This is a genomic window from Tenacibaculum jejuense (assembly GCF_900198195.1).
Lineage (GTDB): Bacteria > Bacteroidota > Bacteroidia > Flavobacteriales > Flavobacteriaceae > Polaribacter > Polaribacter jejuensis.
In genome coordinates, this window is record NZ_LT899436.1 from 3,368,973 (window position 1) to 3,388,479 (window position 19,507).

General features: G+C 30.8%; 10 protein-coding genes and 3 tRNA genes. 5 read left to right on the top strand and 8 right to left on the bottom strand.

Annotation, left to right across the window (positions count from 1 at the left end):
- Positions 1 to 8: 8 nt before the first annotated feature.
- The 6 genes from AQ1685_RS14670 to AQ1685_RS14695 all read right to left on the bottom strand — a co-directional run bounded on the left by AQ1685_RS14670 (position 9) and on the right by AQ1685_RS14695 (position 6,715).
- The gene (locus tag AQ1685_RS14670; protein WP_095073363.1) at positions 9 to 2,024 is read right to left on the bottom strand and encodes an AAA family ATPase; all 2,016 of its coding nucleotides are present in this window, start codon (positions 2,022 to 2,024) and stop codon (positions 9 to 11) included.
- Positions 2,009 to 4,081 (bottom strand): AAA family ATPase, encoded by a 2,073-nt coding sequence (locus tag AQ1685_RS14675; RefSeq protein WP_095073365.1) that lies wholly within the window; start codon positions 4,079 to 4,081, stop codon positions 2,009 to 2,011. Before AQ1685_RS14675 ends, AQ1685_RS14670 begins: the two co-directional genes overlap by 16 nt.
- 223 nt (positions 4,082 to 4,304) lie before the next feature.
- Positions 4,305 to 4,378: transfer RNA gene (locus tag AQ1685_RS14680), tRNA-Arg, on the bottom strand.
- A 14-nt stretch (positions 4,379 to 4,392) separates the two neighbouring features.
- Positions 4,393 to 4,467 (bottom strand) — tRNA-Pro (locus tag AQ1685_RS14685).
- Between the two features lie 21 nt (positions 4,468 to 4,488).
- Positions 4,489 to 4,570: transfer RNA gene (locus AQ1685_RS14690), tRNA-Ser, on the bottom strand.
- Positions 4,571 to 4,654: 84 nt separating this feature from the next.
- Positions 4,655 to 6,715 carry an HD family phosphohydrolase gene (locus AQ1685_RS14695; protein ID WP_095073367.1) on the bottom strand — a complete coding sequence of 687 codons (2,061 nt, stop codon included), beginning with the start codon at positions 6,713 to 6,715 and terminating at the stop codon, positions 4,655 to 4,657.
- A 98-nt stretch (positions 6,716 to 6,813) separates the two neighbouring features.
- Between AQ1685_RS14695 and AQ1685_RS14700 the strand changes: the two genes are divergently transcribed.
- Both AQ1685_RS14700 and AQ1685_RS14705 read left to right on the top strand, forming a co-directional pair.
- Positions 6,814 to 7,989 carry an acetyl-CoA C-acyltransferase gene (locus AQ1685_RS14700; RefSeq protein WP_095073369.1) on the top strand — a complete coding sequence of 392 codons (1,176 nt, stop codon included), beginning with the start codon at positions 6,814 to 6,816 and terminating at the stop codon, positions 7,987 to 7,989.
- A gap of 18 nt (positions 7,990 to 8,007) precedes the next feature.
- Complete coding sequence (locus AQ1685_RS14705) at positions 8,008 to 8,775, top strand: C40 family peptidase (RefSeq protein ID WP_095073371.1); 768 nt, start codon at positions 8,008 to 8,010, stop codon at positions 8,773 to 8,775.
- 59 nt (positions 8,776 to 8,834) lie between these two features.
- Here AQ1685_RS14705 and AQ1685_RS14710 read toward each other — a convergent pair whose 3' ends face one another.
- On the bottom strand, positions 8,835 to 10,079 hold the full coding sequence (locus AQ1685_RS14710) for a tetratricopeptide repeat protein (RefSeq protein ID WP_095073373.1): 1,245 nt from the start codon (positions 10,077 to 10,079) through the stop codon (positions 8,835 to 8,837).
- A gap of 32 nt (positions 10,080 to 10,111) precedes the next feature.
- Positions 10,112 to 12,601: a DNA gyrase subunit A gene (gene gyrA / locus AQ1685_RS14715; protein ID WP_095073375.1), complete on the bottom strand. Its 2,490-nt coding sequence runs from the start codon at positions 12,599 to 12,601 to the stop codon at positions 10,112 to 10,114.
- Positions 12,602 to 12,901: 300 nt separating this feature from the next.
- Here gyrA and AQ1685_RS14720 point away from each other — a divergent pair, with 300 nt between their 5' ends.
- The 3 genes from AQ1685_RS14720 to AQ1685_RS14730 all read left to right on the top strand — a co-directional run bounded on the left by AQ1685_RS14720 (position 12,902) and on the right by AQ1685_RS14730 (position 19,483).
- Positions 12,902 to 15,457 (top strand): ATP-dependent Clp protease ATP-binding subunit, encoded by a 2,556-nt coding sequence (locus AQ1685_RS14720; protein ID WP_095073378.1) that lies wholly within the window; start codon positions 12,902 to 12,904, stop codon positions 15,455 to 15,457.
- Between the two features lie 55 nt (positions 15,458 to 15,512).
- On the top strand, positions 15,513 to 16,439 hold the full coding sequence (locus AQ1685_RS14725) for a septum formation inhibitor Maf (RefSeq protein WP_095073380.1): 927 nt from the start codon (positions 15,513 to 15,515) through the stop codon (positions 16,437 to 16,439).
- 122 nt (positions 16,440 to 16,561) lie between these two features.
- Complete coding sequence (locus AQ1685_RS14730; protein WP_095073382.1) at positions 16,562 to 19,483, top strand: lamin tail domain-containing protein; 2,922 nt, start codon at positions 16,562 to 16,564, stop codon at positions 19,481 to 19,483.
- Positions 19,484 to 19,507 lie beyond the last annotated feature (24 nt).

Sequence of the window (19,507 nt, forward strand, 5' to 3'; positions counted from 1 at the left end):
CTTTATTTTTATACTTCTTTATCCAAATCAATAACATTACTTTTACCAAACCATTCTCTTGCTTTAATAATAACTTTATCAGAACAATCACCTTCATAGAAAACTACCAAATCCTCCTTTGCTCTGGTACAAGCAACGTAGAAAAGATTTAATGTTCTATCATAATACTTTTTATCTTCAGAATCTCCTTCAAAAAGAGTTTTGTAGCATACCGTTAACTGCGAAATTTTGTCTTTATTAATAACAACTAAGACATTGTCAAATTCATCTCCTTTTACACCATGTTGAGTTGAATATGAACTAAGCCCCTCTGTATAATTATAAAGATTTTCGATTTCTGAATAACTTACTCTTTTAATTCTTTCAATTAAATAAGGATTTTTTTCAATAAACTCTGTAATTCTTGAGTCAATATTAAATAGTTCAGAAGTTTCAATATAATCTAAAATATCTTCTATTTTAGAAGAGGTAAGCAAGCATAAATTATCCATTTTATCTTTGAGAAGGATTTTATGTTTGCCTATTTGTATTTTAAAATCAACTTTTTTAATCAGCTTAATAATATCACTGTCTTTATACAACGTAATAATTTCTTGAATTTTATATAAATGCTTTATAAGAACATCTCTTTCATCATTTCTTTTATTTGAATTTGAATTTTTGCTATTTTTCTTTCCTATAAGTTTATCCTTATTAATATATGTATTAGCTAAGTTTTGAAATTCACTATTAAGAGCAGTTTCAAAAAGTTTTTTATTATCAAAAATAAAGTCACACATAGTTCTAGCAGGAAGAATTTTTTCAATTCCTGGGTGAACTTTCTTAACAGCATTTATAGCTTTTTGAGTAGTGTCTTTATTTTTTTTTTCGTTTTCGACTAATTCAAGAGCCTTTTTTATATCTAATTTTTCGTCATATTTTTTTGTAAGTCTATCTAAAAGTTCTAAAAAAGTGAGTGAGTTAATATCATCTTCTATAGGGTTTGCTTTTAAAAAATCTTTTATTCTTTTAACATATCCAGATCCTCCTATTATTTTATCTTTTTCATAGATTTGAAAAAGCGAGTTAAACTCAGCTTCTTTTGCTATTTGACTATTCCTAGTAAATAATATTTTTGACAGAGGCTTTTCTTTGTCGCTGTAATTCTCAAAATCCCAGTTAGAACAATAATCACTTTCTAAAACTTCTTTAAGAGTTTTGTTTTTTAGTGAAGAATAAAGAAAAATTGCATTTCCTTCTTTATGAGTCCCATTCTTTTTAATGTTAGGAGAACCAATATTTTTGGCAGGCTCTTGAGTCAAACCATCGTTCCTTAATTGATTTGCTATATCTAACACCTTTCTGGGATTTCTTCTATTTAACTTTTTAGGAACTTCTTTTAATAGTTTTTGATGCTCTCTAAACTCTAATTCTTCAATCTTTATCTTTCCAATCCCATCATAAATAGATTGCATACTATCTCCAAAAAGACCAATTTTTAAATCAAGTTCTTTTTTATTAAGGTGGGTCAATAAAATATCTATAACTTCTTCAGAAGTATCTTGATATTCATCAACAAAAATATAATCAAACTTATCGTTTATAATTTTCGATAGAAGTGGATGTTTTATAAAAAGAAATTTGGCTAGTTGTAAAACTTCATTATGCGAAATAACTCCCTTCTTTAAGCTTTTATATTCTAGATATTTAATTTCCTTATCTCTTGATAATTCTTCTTCAGACACATCCTCATTTAGTTCTATTATTGCATCTCTCAAATTAGTTTGAAACCCCTTTATATTATCCCATAAAAAATCATGAATAGTAGAAGCCTTTAATGAAAAAGAATTTGCTCTTTCCGTAATTTCATCAGCAGCAACATTAGTATATGTTATACATGCTATTTTTGCCTTTGGTTCTTTTTCAGTAATTCTTTGAATAAGCTCAATTAAAGTATGTGTTTTTCCACTACCAGCACCACCATTTAATAAAAAATGATTTCCTGCTGCCATTGTTGATATAATTTGATCTACTTCTGAAGCCATAGTAATCCTTCTTTTATATATGATGGAATATTCCAATTACTATAATTTTGATCACTATGATAAACTACATCTAGAGCAAAATGTGTTTTCTTTAGAATACATTTTTCGGCAAGCTCATATGCGTCTTTTTTATCTTTTCCCTCTAGATCAAATTCTCTTTTATTTTTTAATCCATTAAAAGCATCTTTATTTTTTTTGATAAAAGATAAATTAATATGTATAAAAGCATCTTCAAAACTTCTTGCATGATAGCCACTTTCTTCATGTTGAAAAGCAATACATAAATTATTATCCTTAATTAATATATTTTGAGATTTAATTAATTCTTGTACACTTTTATTAACAAAATGATTTAATGAAGAATTACTCGTGCCACTCACATTAGGATCATTCGCTCGACATGATTTAGATACTATTATATCATCACCTTCTTTATTCTTTTCGCCAGTAGGAATCAATTTATTTGTGTCAATGTCAGTAATTAAAAGATACTTTACACCAACAAAATCAATGAATTTTTCAAAAATATGTGAATATGCACCTACTTCAATAACCGAAATATTTTGTGATACTAATGGTAAGTCGAAAGATTCTTCTTTATCTAATTTACTCATCATAGCAGGTAATAAAATTCTTTCTGTATCACCTTCAATTAAAATTGCTTTATCCGCAAAAAATAATTCAGCTCTATTTAGAGTTAAATACTGCTTTAAAAATTGATATTGATTAGTATCTTCTTCATAAGCAGTTTTTAAATCTTTAAGGTTCTTCGAGATAACTCTATTTTGTTTCTCTTTCTTATGAAAATATTTTATATCATCAAAATTACTCTCGGTTACAATATGAGAAGAGTGTGTTGTTACAATACTTTGCAAGTTAAATATTGATTTACTTGAATCCCGTTTTCCTTTAAGATTAAGACCTTTTTGTTCCTTTTCTAATATTTCGCTAATGTTTTTAATAAAAACATGTTGCATTTGAGGATGAGTATGTGCTTCTGGCTCTTCAATAAAAAGAATATTTATATCTGCGGGTATTTGCTCTTCTTTAAGTTCTCTTTCTTTTCTGAATTCTCTAAAGATAATCTCTAAGTCAAAAATAATTGATAATAGATTTAAATATCCTAATCCATTATAATCTTCCGGTAGAAGTGTTTTAGCATATTCATATACAACAGATGTATTTTCTTTTAAAATATTTTTTCCTTGAAGAGTTGAAACTATTTTTATTAACGATTCCCCTTTTTTCTTCCCTCCGAAAAGTTTAATCTTATTTATTACTTCTTTAAATACTACAGGATATACTTCATCGAGTTCTTTGTCTGTCTCTTCTAATTTCTTTTTTAAATTTTTAATTGTAACTTCTTCTTCAAGAGTGTTTTCTAAACTTTCATAGTATTCAGAAGATAGTTTTGAAAGTGTTTTATCATTTCTGTTTGAATCGGAATTATTAACTTCTCTTTTTGCTTTAATACTTTGAATATTGATAATTTTAGAGATCATTTTTTTGTCAGTAATCTCTTCAGATTTACCATTTTCTCTATCCTTTAAATGTTCATATGATTTGATTGCTGTTTTAAAATACTTTACACTTTTTGATAAACTTAAAAAGTCAATAATATTTTTGGTTTCATTATCGCTTTTAAACTCTATAAAATCATCTATTAAATATTTGAACTGTATAGGGTTTAGATAATACTCAAAACCTAAAACAACTGTATTCTCAGATTCTAAGTTAAGAATTAGAGAGGATAAATTTCTTAAGTTATCAGTATCATCATATTTTATTTCAAATAATAAATAAATGCTAAATTTAAAATCTTCAGGTATACTAATACCCTCTTTTTTTTCTAATGCTTTTAATTTCTCTTGTTCATCTAAATTAAAATCATGTATTGAAAAACTGCTTTTTTCAGTCAAGAACTTTTCAATTACAGCTAGTAAAGAGGTTTTTCCAGTATTGTTTTTTCCTATAATTAGTGATAATTTATTCTCAACATCAATTGAGAAATCTTTTAACAATCGAAAATTTTCGACTTTAATTTTTGTTATTTTCATCGATAACCATAATTAATTATAGAGAGAATCATCTATATAAAGGAAGAATTTGGCTATGAAACGGGGACTTCTTCAATTCTTTTTCTCTCACACTGCTAAAAATAGTAAAATTTATTTTTGAAAACTACGGTTTTCCATAAATAGACAGTCAAAAATCGGGGAGTTTTCGGGGAGTACAAAAACAAGAAAGGCTTTCAGTTTCCTGAAAGCCTTTGTTTTCTTGTGATCGCGACAGGATTCGAACCTGTGACCGTCTGCTTAGAAGGCAGATGCTCTATCCAGCTGAGCTACGCGACCAGTAACTCTTTTTGTCGGGGTGGCAGGATTCGAACCTGCGACCTCCTGCTCCCAAAGCAGGCGCGATGACCGGGCTACGCTACACCCCGAGGTGTTCTTGCAATGTTTTGCGGAGAGACCGGGATTCGAACCCGGGCATCCCGAAGGATGACAGCTTAGCAGGCTGCTGCATTACCACTCTGCCACCTCTCCTTAAGTTTTAAAAACTTAAAAATTGCGAGTGCAAATTTAAGATTAGAAAAAGAATCTCACAAGTTTTTTTTAGAAAAAAAATTACTATTCTGGATACTCAACTCGTAAGTGATAGATATTCATCAACTTACTCTTTATAACTTTTTTGATTTTTTCTATTTCTCGGAACGTAATATCTGAATTTATGAACTGATTCATGTTTTTTTGTCCTTCTACTACTTTATCAATAAGTTCATCAATAGATTGTGCAGATGGTTTTTTTAAACTCTTAGAAGCCGCCTCTGCAGCATCACAAATCATTAAGATTGCCGTTTCTTTAGAAAATGGAATTGGTCCTTGATATCTAAACTTCTTTTCATCAACTTCAACATCTGGATTATTTTCTTGTTCTTTCTTGTAAAAATAATATACCAAACTTGTTCCATGATGTGTTCTGATAAAATCTATGATTCTGTCTGGAAGATTATTCTTCTTTGCTATCTCTATACCTTTTATAACATGATTTAAAATAATATGTGCACTATCTTTAGGTGATAAATCATTATGTGGATTAACTCCCGTAATTTGGTTCTCTGTAAAGTATTTCGGATTTACCATCTTACCAATATCATGATACAAAGCTCCCGTTCTAACTAGCATAGAATTTGCTCCTATTTCATTTGCTGCTGCTTCAGCTAAATTGGCTACTTGTATTGAATGCTGAAAAGTTCCTGGTGCTTTTTCATTTAATTCTCTCAATAATGGTGAATTTGTATTGGATAGTTCTAATAACGTTACATCTGAAACTAATCCAAATACTTTTTCGTAGAAATAGATAAAAAACACAGCTAAAAATGATAATAAACCATTCATAGCAAATAACCCAAAATAAATTCCTTTGATACTACTTACATTTCCTTCTTTAATAATCGAAAAGGCAAAATAAGTAAGCATATAAATAAATGTAATTTGAGCCACAGAAATGAATAAACTTGCTCTCTTATACAATTCTGAAGTTGATAATACTGCTACTATTCCAGCAATAATATGTAAATAAATAAACTCAAAACTATTTGGTACTATAAACCCAAGTAATAAGACTGTTAAAATATGCGTAAATAGCCCTAATCGAGCATCAAAAAAAGCTTTTAATACAATCGGTAAGATAGTTAAAGGAATTACATATAGATAATCTGGGTTGTATTTCACTAATAAAGTTTGCACGAAAATCATTAGTAAAATATTAGAGTAAATAAAGGTTATTTTACTATTGTTATCAAAAATTTCTTTTCGATAACGATGTAAGAATAAAAGAAGCATTAACAATGCTAAAGACACCAAAATTGTATATCCGAAAACCAACCAATTGTAGTTAGATTTTGTCCATATTTGAGATTTTGAAGCTTCTCTTAAAGAATCTAGCTTATTTAAATTTTCTCCTTCTACAATATCTCCTTTTTGAATGATTAACTCATCTTTATTAATCTTCCCCTTAGTATATGAAATATCCTTTAGTGCTTGATTAAGTTCTTTTTGAGAAAATTCTTCATCAAAAGTAACATTAGGTTCTAAAATCTCTGAAAGCTTTTTTATTACAAAATCTCTTCCATAGTCTTTTTTTAATACTGATAATTCATTTACAATGATAGAAAGTATGTCTTTAGATTGTATTAATTTGGAAAAAGGAATATTCGAAATTTCATTTGATTTCCTTAATATTATTGTTGGACTTTTATTTACCTTTCCTTTAGAAACTTCATCTATAAATCCAAACTCATAAATTTTACGAATTACAGCTACTCCTTTATTTCTCAACTTTTTCACATCAGATTCTGACAAACTATCAGAAACTTGTAAGGTATTAACAGCCGTTATGAAATTATTTTTAGTGTATTCAGGAACTTCAACATCATATAAAAAATACTGTTGAACAGAAGATTTTATCTGATTAATTTCTTCAGAAATTTCATCTTTAGTTTTCTGTGTAGCAAAATCAAATGGAGCATACAAGTTATTGTAAGACCAAGGTTTACCAGGAGAATAATCATATCGAAACTTCCCTCCTTTTGGCAACAAATACACAATAAAAAAAGCGGTTATAATGAATAGAAAACCTCTATAAATTGCTGCATTATTCTTGTATAGACTGTTAATTATTTTATTCATTATTCTTAATTAAGTATGTAAATATAACCTTTTGATATTATTTGAGAACTTCTTATAAAATAGTTATTTTCGCATAACAAAAAGCAAACAAATTTAACATGAAAGAAGTAGTTATAGCCTCTGTTGCCAGAACTCCAATTGGAAGTTTCCTAGGAACTTTATCAACAACTCCTGCTCCAAAATTAGGTTCGGTAGCGATTAAAGGCGCTTTAGATAAAATTAATTTAAAACCAGAATTGGTTGATGAAGTATTTATGGGAAATGTTGTTTCTGCTGGTTTAGGACAAGCTCCTGCTCGTCAAGCAGCTATTTTAGCTGGTATTCCAGATACTGTTCCTTGTACTACAGTAAATAAAGTTTGTTCTTCTGGAATGAAATCAATCATGCTAGGAGCGCAAGCAATTGCCTTAGGTGATGCTGATATCGTTATTGCTGGTGGTATGGAAAATATGAGTATGATTCCTCATTATCAACATGCAAGATTTGCTACTAAGTTTGGTCCAGTTAAAATGGAAGATGGAATGCAGAAAGATGGATTAATTGATGCTTACGAACAAGTTGCCATGGGAGTTTGTGCTGATGAATGTGCTGTAGAATACAATTTCTCAAGAGAAGATCAAGATAACTTTGCTATCGAGTCTTACAATAGATCTGCTAAAGCTTGGAGCGAAGGAAAATTTGCAGACGAAGTTGTTCCTGTAGAAATTCCTCAAAGAAGAGGTGAACCTGTTATTTTTAGTGAAGATGAAGAATATAAGAATGTAAAAATGGAGAAAATTCCTGCTTTGCGTCCTGCTTTCACTAAAGAAGGAACTGTTACTGCTGCTAATGCTTCTACAATTAATGATGGAGGTGCTGCGTTAGTATTAATGTCTGCTGAAAAGGCTCAAGAATTAGGAATTACTCCTTTAGCTAGAATTAAAGGATATGCAGATGCAGCTCATGAACCAAAATGGTTTACTACTGCACCAGCAAAAGCATTACCAAAAGCTTTAGCTAAAGCTGGTGTTGCAATTGAAGATGTAGATTATTTTGAATTAAATGAAGCTTTTTCTGTTGTAGGTTTAGCCAATACAAAAATTTTGGGTTTATCTGCAGATAAAGTAAATGTTAATGGTGGAGCAGTTTCTTTAGGACATCCATTAGGAGTTTCTGGTGCTAGAATTGTTATCGCTTTAACATCTATATTAAAACAAAATGACGCTAAAATTGGTGCTGCTGGTATTTGTAACGGTGGTGGTGGTGCTAGCGCAATGGTAATTGAAAGAATCTAAAATATAAAGATTTTCTATTTGTACGGAATTTGTAATTTAAGTATTGTACCGCTTCGACTGGAGCCCACTGATCTGTCTGAAATGGTAAATCAGTTGGTTTTTGGAGAACATTTTACTGTCCTTGAAAAGTTTAAAAAATGGAGCAAAATAAAGCTTTCTTACGATGGCTATGAAGGATATATTGACAATAAACAATATGAAAATATTTCCGAAGAACTGTACCATCAATTAAACAATCAGGAACAATATTATTCAGGAGAATTAATTGACTTTATCTTTGATAAGGACAATAATTTAACAACTGTTCCTCTAGGTGCTAGACTTCCATTTTATAAGGATAACAGTTTTTCATTAAATGATAAAACGTTTTCTTATGAAGGGAAAGTTAATCATGGGATATTAAATAAACAATCTATTGTTGAAACGGCTTATCACTTTTTAAATGTTCCTTATTTATGGGGCGGAAAAACTCCTTTTGGAATTGATTGCTCTGGTTTCACGCAAACTGTATATAAATTATGTGGTTTTAAACTTTTAAGAGACGCGAGTGAGCAGGCTACACAAGGAGATGTTTTAAGTTTCATAGAAGAAAGTGAACCTGGTGACTTAGCTTTCTTTGATAATGAAGAGGGTACTATTACTCACGTGGGTATTGTTATGAATGATTACAACATTATTCATGCACATGGTAAAGTAAGAATTGACAAACTAGATCATAGTGGTATTTATAATACCGATACACAGCAACACACTCATAAATTACGAGTCATAAAGAAAATCGTATAAAAATAAAAAAGGATAGTTTTTCAACTATCCTTTTTTTATCTATTAGAACAATGAGTAAATTACTTCATTGACTTGTATATTGTTCTAAATTCCTTTGCTTTAGCTCCCATTTCTAAAACCTCATAAATACTCATTAAAGATTTAACAGTATCTTCACTACGGTTTAAACTATCAGCTTTTTCTAAATAAGGTAATGCTTGCTTATACACATCCTTTTGTTTTAAAGCTAACTCGTCATACTTTTTAAAATTAGATAAGTTTTTATTCATCTCTTCAATGATCGACTTTTCCTCTTCTAAAATTACAGCAGATAAATTCATGTAAGCATCAGCATAATCAGGCTTTAGTTCGATAGCTTTTTTATAATATTTAATAGCATCATCTTTTCTACCTTGATTTGTATTTACTACACCTAAATTGTAATATAAAGTTGGATTGTTAGGATCTAAACTTATAGCTTCATTCATTAATTCACCAAATTTATCCATTTGGTTTAACTCAATGTATAATTGTGCTTCACTTAGAAGTAAGCTTAAATCTCCAGGAATAGCTTTTCTAGCAGCAGACATTGCCGCTAACGCTTCTTCTGTTTTCCCTTGATCCTTTAAAATTAATGCAATATTCTTTTTAATTATTGCAGATTTACCTTCAGAAGTTTTATCAACAGGCTTTATAAAACCACCTGTTTTTACCATAAGATCTCTATTCGATTTAGAGCCTAAGTTCTTTTCTTCACCTGTGGCTTTTTCAGTAGCTAAATACATAACTTCTTTACCAGTGTATCCTACTTGCTCTAACTCTCTATAATATTTTAAAGCAGTCTCGTAATCTTTAGCTTGAGTTGCACTTACTGCTGCATTATAAGCAAAAGCAGTATCAGTTGGACTTAGTTTATAGGTTAAATAGAAAAACTTAGATGCTTCTCCGAAGTTCTTATCATTGTTATATAACGCTATCGCTTTGTCTGACACTGACTTAATGATTTTATCTAACATTGGTCTAGCATCAGAAGAATAACGTTCTTTACCTATTTTCTTCTCATAATCAAATAATTGATTGAAAGAACTTGAAGCTTCTTCATACTTTTTAACTCCTAATAATGCTTGACCTGTTAAAAAGTAATATTTAGTTTTATACTTATCGTCAGCGCTTTCTATGGTACTCTTTAGAGAATTACCAATGGTAAGTGCTCCGTTAAAATCATTTTTATTTAGGGCTTTCTCCATAGATTTTAGCTCTTTTTTCTGTCCAAAAGAGGCTATTGTCATTAAACCTAAAGAAAGTGCTAAAACTTGTCTTTTCATTTTTATTGTTTTAGTTATTGTTATACAGTTCTTTAATTCTCATTTATTTGGTTTTCAATTTCCGTGCCATTTTCATCTTCTTCATCTTCATGCATAACTTTTGCTACTGCTGCAATACTATCGTTGTTCTTTATATTGATTAGTTTTACACCTTGTGTTGCTCTACCCATAACTCGTAAGTCTTCAACAGCCATTCGAATTGTAATTCCTGATTTATTGATGATCATTAGATCATTAGAGTCATCAACGTTTTTAATGGCTACCAAATTACCTGTTTTTTCAGAAATATTCAATGTTTTAACACCTTTTCCTCCTCTGTTAGTAATTCGATAATCTTCTAACTTAGAACGTTTACCATAACCTTTTTCTGAAACTACTAGAATATTACTTTCCATATCATTTACAGAAACCATTCCAATAACCTCATCTTCTTCACTTTGAAGTGTAATACCTCTAACTCCAGAAGCTGTTCTTCCCATTGGTCTAGTTTTCTCTTCCTCGAAACGAATTGCTTTACCAGATCGTAATGCCAACATTACCTGACTGTCTCCAGTAGTTAATTTTGCTTCTAGTAACTCATCATTTTCTTTAATGGTAATTGCATTAATTCCGTTTGCTCTAGGTCTAGAATACTGCTCTAAAGGAGTCTTCTTCACTTTTCCTTTCTTAGTTGCCATGATTACATAATGATTATTGATGTAATCTTCATCTTTTAAATCATCAGTAACTAAAAATGCCTTAACCTTATCGTCTTGTTCTATGTTGATCAGATTTTGAATCGCTCTTCCTTTAGTATTTTTACCTCCTTCAGGAATTTCAAATACACGCATCCAGAATACTTTTCCTTTCTGAGTAAAGAATAGCATATGCTGGTGATTTGTACCAACAAAAAGATGCTCTAAGAAATCTTCATTTCTTGTTGTAACTCCTTTTTGACCTCTTCCTCCTCTATTCTGAACTTTATATTCATCTAAATTCGTTCTCTTGACATATCCTGCATGTGAAATAGTAACTACTACTTTAGTATTAGGAATCATGTCTTCTATCTTCATGTCTCCACCTGCATACTCAATAGTAGACTTTCTTTCATCACCATATTTATCTCTTATTAAGATTAACTCATCTTTAATAATTTGATATCTTCTAGGTTCATTTGCAAGAATATCTTTTAAATCAGCAATAGTTTTAACAATCTCGTCGTACTCGGCTCTTAACTTGTCTTGTTCCAGACCTGTTAACTGACGTAATCGCATTTCTACAATAGCCTTAGCTTGGATTTCTGATAACTCAAAACGCTTGATTAAACTTTCTCTAGCTTCATCTGCATTAGCTGACCCACGAATAATAGCGATAACTTCATCGATATTGTCTGAAGCGATAATTAATCCTTCTAAAATATGAGCTCTAGCTTCAGCTTTCTTTAGTTCGTATTGAGTTCTTCGAACTACAACCTCATGCCTATGATCAACAAAATGATGAATTAATTGCTTTAGGTTTAATTGCTCTGGTCTTCCTTTTACTAATGCAATATTATTAACACTAAAAGAAGTTTGTAATTGCGTGTACTTAAACAATTTATTTAGTACAATATTAGGAATTGCGTCTCTTTTAAGTACATAAACGATTCGCATACCTTTACGGTCTGATTCGTCTCTAATACTTGCAATTCCTTCTAATTTTTTATCATTAACTAAATCGGCAGTTTTCTTAATCATTTCTGCCTTATTCACTTGATAAGGAATTTCTGTTACAATAATACACTCCCTACCTTTAACTTCCTCTATAGTAGCTTTTGCACGCATAACAATACGTCCTCTACCTGTATGGAAGGCATCTCTTACACCATCATATCCATAAATAATTCCTCCAGTAGGAAAATCTGGAGCCTTAATGTGTTGCATTAGTTCATCGATTTCAATATCTCTATTATCGATGTAAGCAACAGTTCCATTAATTACTTCAGTTAAATTATGCGGAGCCATGTTAGTTGCCATACCTACAGCAATTCCTGAAGCTCCATTAACTAGTAAATTTGGTATTCTTGTTGGTAATACAGTTGGCTCTTGTAAGGTATCGTCAAAGTTTAACTTATGATCTACAGTTTCTTTTTCGATATCAGAAAGCATTTCCTCAGAAATCTTCTGCATTCTAACCTCAGTATAACGCATTGCTGCTGGGCTATCACCATCTACAGAACCAAAGTTTCCTTGACCATCTATCATCATATAACGCATACTCCAGTTTTGAGCCATACGTACCATTGAATCATATACTGAAGTATCTCCATGTGGATGATACTTACCAAGAACTTCTCCTACTACCCTTGCGGATTTTTTATATGCACCTGTAGATCTAATACCTAATTCATGCATTCCAAACAAAACTCTCCTATGTACAGGCTTTAAACCATCTCTTACGTCAGGTAGAGCTCTAGAAACAATAACCGACATTGAGTAATCAATGTAGGCTGCCTTCATTTGCTCTTCAATATTGATTGGAATCAACTTTTCACCATCTGCCATATTAATCTTTTTTTAAAAAATTAGTATTTGTTTTATAAAAAAGTGAATTTTACTCTTATAAAATTCACTTTTAGTTATAACTTAATCGCCTCCGATAAGCAACGCAAGATATTATTTTAACTAAAACTTGCCAACTTTTCTTATTTTATTTTCATTATATTTATTAACAATTAAAAAGAATTTTAAGAAGATAATTTCATTTACAATAAACTGCCTTTTTGTCAATTTTTTTTACTGGCATCGTTTTTGTAATTTTTCTACAAAAATTCTTACTAACTTTACAACAAAAGAAATTAATTTATGGACGAAAATTTTTCACCAGGAGTTAGAGATGTTATCACTTTTAGTAAAGAAGAAGCTTTACGACTTGGCCATGATTTCATAGGCACTGAACATCTTTTACTTGGACTTATTAGAAAAGGAGACGGAAAAGCTATAGATATATTATCGACTTTTGATATTGATTTAGATTTAGTTCGCAACAAATTGGAAAAATTAAATCCTGTTTCTGCTAAAGAGCTTAATCAAAAGAATAATTTACACTTGACTAGACAAGCTGAAAAAGCTATTAAAACTACTTTTTTAGAAGCTAAATTATACCAAAGTAACGCGATAGACACCGCACATTTGTTATTATGTATTTTGCGTAATGAAAATGACCCAACTACGAAGTTACTTCAGAAATATGATGTTGATTACGATCAAGCAAAAGCTTTATATAAAGGTTTACATGATGATGGAGATTTACCAATTAACCCAATTGCAGAAACTCCAGGAGATGAATTTGCAGATGATAAGTCTGAACCATATGGACAACAACAAAATCCAAGAGGTAAAACTAGCAAGAAATCTAAAACTCCTGTTTTAGATAATTTCGGTAGAGACTTAACTGCATTAGCTGAAAACGGGAAATTAGATCCTGTTGTTGGACGATTGAAAGAAATTGAACGTGTATCTCAAATTTTGAGTAGACGTAAGAAAAATAACCCAATGCTAATTGGAGAACCAGGAGTTGGTAAATCTGCAATAGCTGAAGGTTTAGCGTTACGAATCGTTAACAGAAAAGTGTCTCGTATTTTATTTGATAAAAGAATTGTTTCTTTAGATTTAGCAAGCCTTGTTGCAGGAACAAAATATAGAGGACAATTTGAAGAACGAATGAAAGCTTTAATGAATGAGCTTGAGAAGAATGATGATATTATTCTTTTTATTGATGAAATTCATACGATTGTTGGAGCTGGAGGCGCAACAGGTTCTTTAGATGCATCTAACATGCTTAAACCTGCTTTAGCACGTGGAGAAATTCAATGTATTGGTGCAACTACGCTAGATGAATACAGAACCAACATTGAAAAAGATGGAGCTTTAGAGCGTCGTTTTCAAAAAGTAATGGTTGATCCTACTACCGTAGAAGAAACTGTTCAAATTCTTCATAACATCAAAGGAAAATATGAAGTACATCATAATGTTGAATTTACAGATGAAGCTATTGAAGCTTGTGTAAAATTAACGAATAGATACATGACAGATCGCTTCTTACCAGATAAAGCTATAGATGCTTTAGATGAAGCTGGATCTCGTATTCATATCACAAATATTGTTGTTCCTCAACAAATCTTAGAATTAGAAGCTAAACTTGAAGAGATTAGACAACGTAAAACTAAAGCTGTTAGTGGACAAAAATACGAGGAAGCTGCAAAATTAAGAGATGACGAAAAAAATATCGAAGCTGCTTTAGATTCTGCTCAACAACAATGGGAAGAAGATTCTAAGTTACATAGAGAAACTGTAACCGAAGATAATGTTGCTGAAGTTGTTTCTATGATGACAGGAATTCCTGTAAACAGAGTTGCTGAAGCTGAAAGTAATCGTTTGGCTGAATTACCATCTTTAATTCAAGGAAAAGTAATTGGTCAAGAAGTAGCGGTTACCAAAGTTGTTAAAGCAATTCAGCGAAATAGAGTTGGTTTAAAAGACCCTAACAAACCTATTGGATCTTTCATTTTCCTTGGTTCTACAGGAGTTGGTAAAACTCAATTAGCAAAAGTTTTAGCTAAAGAACTTTTTGATTCTGATGAATCTTTAATCAGAATAGACATGAGTGAATACATGGAAAAGTTTGCTATTTCTAGATTAATTGGAGCACCTCCAGGATATGTAGGGTATGAAGAAGGTGGACAACTTACAGAAAAAGTTAGACGTAAACCTTATTCTGTAGTTCTGTTAGATGAAATTGAAAAAGCACATCCAGATGTGTTCAACATGCTTTTACAAATTTTAGATGATGGACATATTACTGACAGTTTAGGTAGAAAAATCGACTTTAGAAATACAATCATTATTATGACTTCTAACATTGGTGTTAGAAAGTTAAAAGATTTTGGTGGTGGTGTTGGTTTTGGAACTCAATCGAAAAAGGATCAAGAAGATGAGCATGCTAAGAGTATTATAGAAGGTGCACTTAAAAAATCTTTTGCTCCAGAATTCCTAAATCGTATCGATGATGTAATTGTATTTAATTCTCTTGAACGTGAAGATATTCACAAAATTATTGATATTGAGTTAAAGAAATTATTATCTCGTATTTCTGAATTAGGTTATCACTTAAATCTTTCTGAAAAAGCTAAAGATTATATAGCTAATAAAGGATTTGATAAGCAATATGGTGCTAGACCTTTAAAAAGAGCGATACAAAAGTACATTGAAGATGCACTTGCCGAAGAGATTGTAAATTCTAAACTAGACGAAGGAGATTCGATTTTTATGGACTTAAGTGATGAAACAAAACGCTTAACCATTAAAATTGAAAAAGGTGAAAAACCAGAAGAAACTCGAACTGAGATAGACGAAGAATAAATATATGTAAAAACCCAAGTTAATTAACTTGGGTTTTTTATTTAAAATAATAACCATGAAAAAAACGATTATACTTTTAGGGTTAATACTTTTAACTTTTTTTATAAGCTCTTACATTTATTACAACAGAAATAACACAAACTCTTTACCATTTAACATCAATAAAAAAAGAGTTGTTTCTAAACAAACAAAGAAATATTGGTACGACGGTAATGCTGAAATTTCTAGTTATGAACTTTCTCAAGCTAGATATGGTGAAAACCATAAAGGAATAGCGACCTTAATTTTTGTTACAGAGCCTTTCTCTAAAACTTCTAACACTAAAGCAGATTACCCAAACAACAGTAACATTCCAGTCCTAAAATTAAATATGAATAAAAAATTTAATACTGGAATTTATCCATATTCTATGATGAATAGTACATTCTTTCCTTTTGAAAATGACAACTCTTCATTAAAAATAAGTTCTTCAATTCAAGAATGGTGCGGTATGACATATGTTGAAATGAAGAATACTGAAAACGATTATACAATAAATTTCAACTCGTATTTTGAAGGAGCTTCATTTAGAAATAAAAAAATTGAGAAAACTCTTTTAGAAGATGATTTGTGGTCTTTAATTCGACTAAATCCAAAACTACTTCCAACTGGAGAACACAAAATAATTCCGTCTTTCTTTTTTCTTAACTCTAAACATCAGAAATTTAAGAGTTATACTGCCAACATAAAATTAACGCAATTAGAAAACTCAATAATTTATCAAGTTACATATCCTAAACTAAAAAGAACATTAGAAATTACCTTTGAAAACTCTTTTCCTTTTAAAATTTTAGGCTGGTCAGAATCTCATGAAAGCGGTTACGGAAAAAACAAGAAGCTTTTAACTACAACTGCAAAAAAAATCAAAACCATCAAAGTTGACTACTGGAATAAAAACAAAAACAAAGATCTAACTTGGAGAAGTGAATTAGGTATCGAATAAATTAGCTACCCTCTCAAATATCATTTAACACAATGTTAACATTACGTAAATTCTTATAACACACTATATTTTAAGTATTTGTTTTTCGTATTTTGCCTGCCCAAAAACATAAAAACGTAAAAATGAAGAACAATTACTTTTTAAAAGTATTTTTTACAATTATTATTTTCAGCAATTATTACTTTTCAAATGCTCAGAGTTTATCTGCTGGAGATATTGCCATAATTGGGGTAAGTGTAGACAACGAAGATGTACTATTAGTCGCGCTTAAAGATATTCCTGCAAATGAATCAGTTTTCATTACAGACGATGAATGGGATACAGACAAATTTAGAACTGGTGAAGGCTTCCACGAATGGACTACACCATCATTAACTAAAGGAACTGTTGTTACACTTAGCTTTAATGATAATGTGGCTAGCGAAGGAACTCTTACTACTAGAGCTGGTAGCTTTGCATTAGGTAACAGTGGAGATGGAGTTTTTATTTATCAAACTTCTAATAATTTATATGATGGAACGCCAACTGTAATAGGGTTTGCTGGAGAAGACTCAGGAGACTCTGGCTCACTAACTGGATCTGGTTTAACAATCGGTGTTAATGCTGTTTATTTCGGTGGAGATAATGGTATTTACAATGATACTAGATCTGGACAAAGCGAAACGCAATTTCTTGGATTGATTTATGATAGTTCGAAATGGGCTACCTCTGGAACTGCGCAAACTTTTGACACTACTGCTTTTTCTTTTTCAACTACTCCTTCTTTAGGGTTCTTGATAAACTCAAGCACTGCAAATGAAACTGACGCTACATTTAACATCTCTGTACCTGTTTCATTATCTAATTATACTGCTGATGTAACTATCAGTGTTACTACTGATGCTAGTTCAACTGCAGAATCAGGTGATTTTTCTCTAAATACTAGTTCATTAACATTTACAGGAAATGAAACAAAAAATATTTCTTTAGATATTAATGATGATACAGATGCAGATAACGAAACTATCGTATTAAACATCGCTATTACTTCAGGTACTGCTGATATTTCAATTTCTCAACATACTATAACTATTAACGACGATGATTTACCAGAAATAGTTATTTCAGAAATAATGTACAATTCTCCAACTCCAGGAACAGATGACGAATGGATAGAATTATACAACTCTGACAGTCAAAATATTGATATTACAAACTGGACATTAGAATACAATGGAAATGTATTCACATTTCCTAGTCATACTCTTAACGCTAATAACTATATCGTAATTGCTGTTGGTAGTGGTGGTGATGGAGTATTCAACGCAGACAGTCCATTTATTCCTGACTTCAATAACTTAGGTGTAAATAATGAAGACGTAAAAGACACAAATAATACTAATAAACTAACCAATAGTTCTGCAACTATTACACTTAAAAATACTGCAGGTGCTACAGTAGATGTAGTAACATACGATGATGGCGATGAAAGCTCTACAGATGGTAATGGTACTACTTACGAAATCATTAACCCTTCTTCAAATAGCTCAACAACTAGTACTAATTGGCAAGCTAGTGTTCGTGATGGAGGTTCTCCTGGTAGAGCAAGCGGTGCTATTTGGAGTGGTGCTACTGATAATAATTGGACGACAGCAACAAACTGGTCTAACTCAATTTCACCAGCTTTCACAAGTGATGTTTTAATCCCAAACACAGTTTCTAACTACCCTACTGCTGCCAGCTTTATTTTTACCAATAGTATCACTTTTGAATCTGGAGCATCTCTTTTATTTAATTCATTTGTTAATGGTGAGATTATCTATAATAGAAATGTTAGTAGTGAATGGCATTTAGTTGCTTCTCCAATAGAAAGTGAAACAATTGAGAGTTTAATTAGCAATAATGATTTTGCAACTGGTACTGGAAGTAATATTGGAATTGGTTTATATGATAATGACAATTTAACAACTCCATGGCAATACCAAAGTAACTCTTCTACCGGTTCAATAGCGAGTGGAATAGGTATTTCTGTAAAATTAAATACTTCGCCTTTAGTATTTAAAGGAAACATGTATACTTCTGCTGATGCTATTTCTGTTAGTACAGGAAGTAGAAATGATTTTAACTTAGTTGGTAATCGCTACACTGGATATTTAGATTCTGATTTATTTTTAACTAACATATCTAACACACCAGTATTAGCAGAACAAACTATATGGTTATGGAACGGAACAGAATACATAACTAAAAACATGGCTGATCCTATTAAGATAGCGCCTACACAAGGATTCTTTATCAAAGCTGGAATCACAGCTGATGTAGCAATAAATCCTGCTATGTTAACACACAACAATACAAATACGTTCTTACGTCAATCTCCAAAATCATCTTTTGAATTATTTACTGAAAGTGACAATAAAAAAAGTTCTACTAAGGTATTTTATATTGATGGTAAAACTAAAGGCTTTGACAATGGTTTTGATTCAAGAATTTTTGGAGGTGTAGAAAATAATTTTGCAGTTTATACAGAATTACTAAATAATAATGATGGCAGAAAATTAGCAATACAAACCCTACCTAATCAAAATTACGACACCATGGTAATACCTGTAGGTTTAACTGCTGAAGCTGGTAAAAAGATTACATTTTCAGTGCTTGAATCTAATTTACCAACTGGTATTGATGTATATTTAGAAGATAGAAAAAATAATCTTTTTATAAATCTTTCTGAAAACAATCATGTAGTCACTTTACAAGAAGCTGCAAATGGAATGGGGCAATTTTATGTTCATACCACTGCTTCTAGATTAAATAATGAAGAGTTTGACAATGGCATTCAAAATATTAGCATTTATAGTTCAGCTAATAAAGAACTAAACATTAACGGCTTACAAACGAACGCTAATCTACAAGTTTTCTCTCTTTTAGGAGAGGAATTGGTTGAAACTAAAATTGTATCAGGTAATTCAAAAGTTAACTTATCTACTCTAGCAAACGGTATTTATATCGTTAAGTTAAATACTGAGTCAGGTAACATTACCAAAAAGATCATTTTAGAAAACTAGTCTACTAATTTATTTTCTATCTCA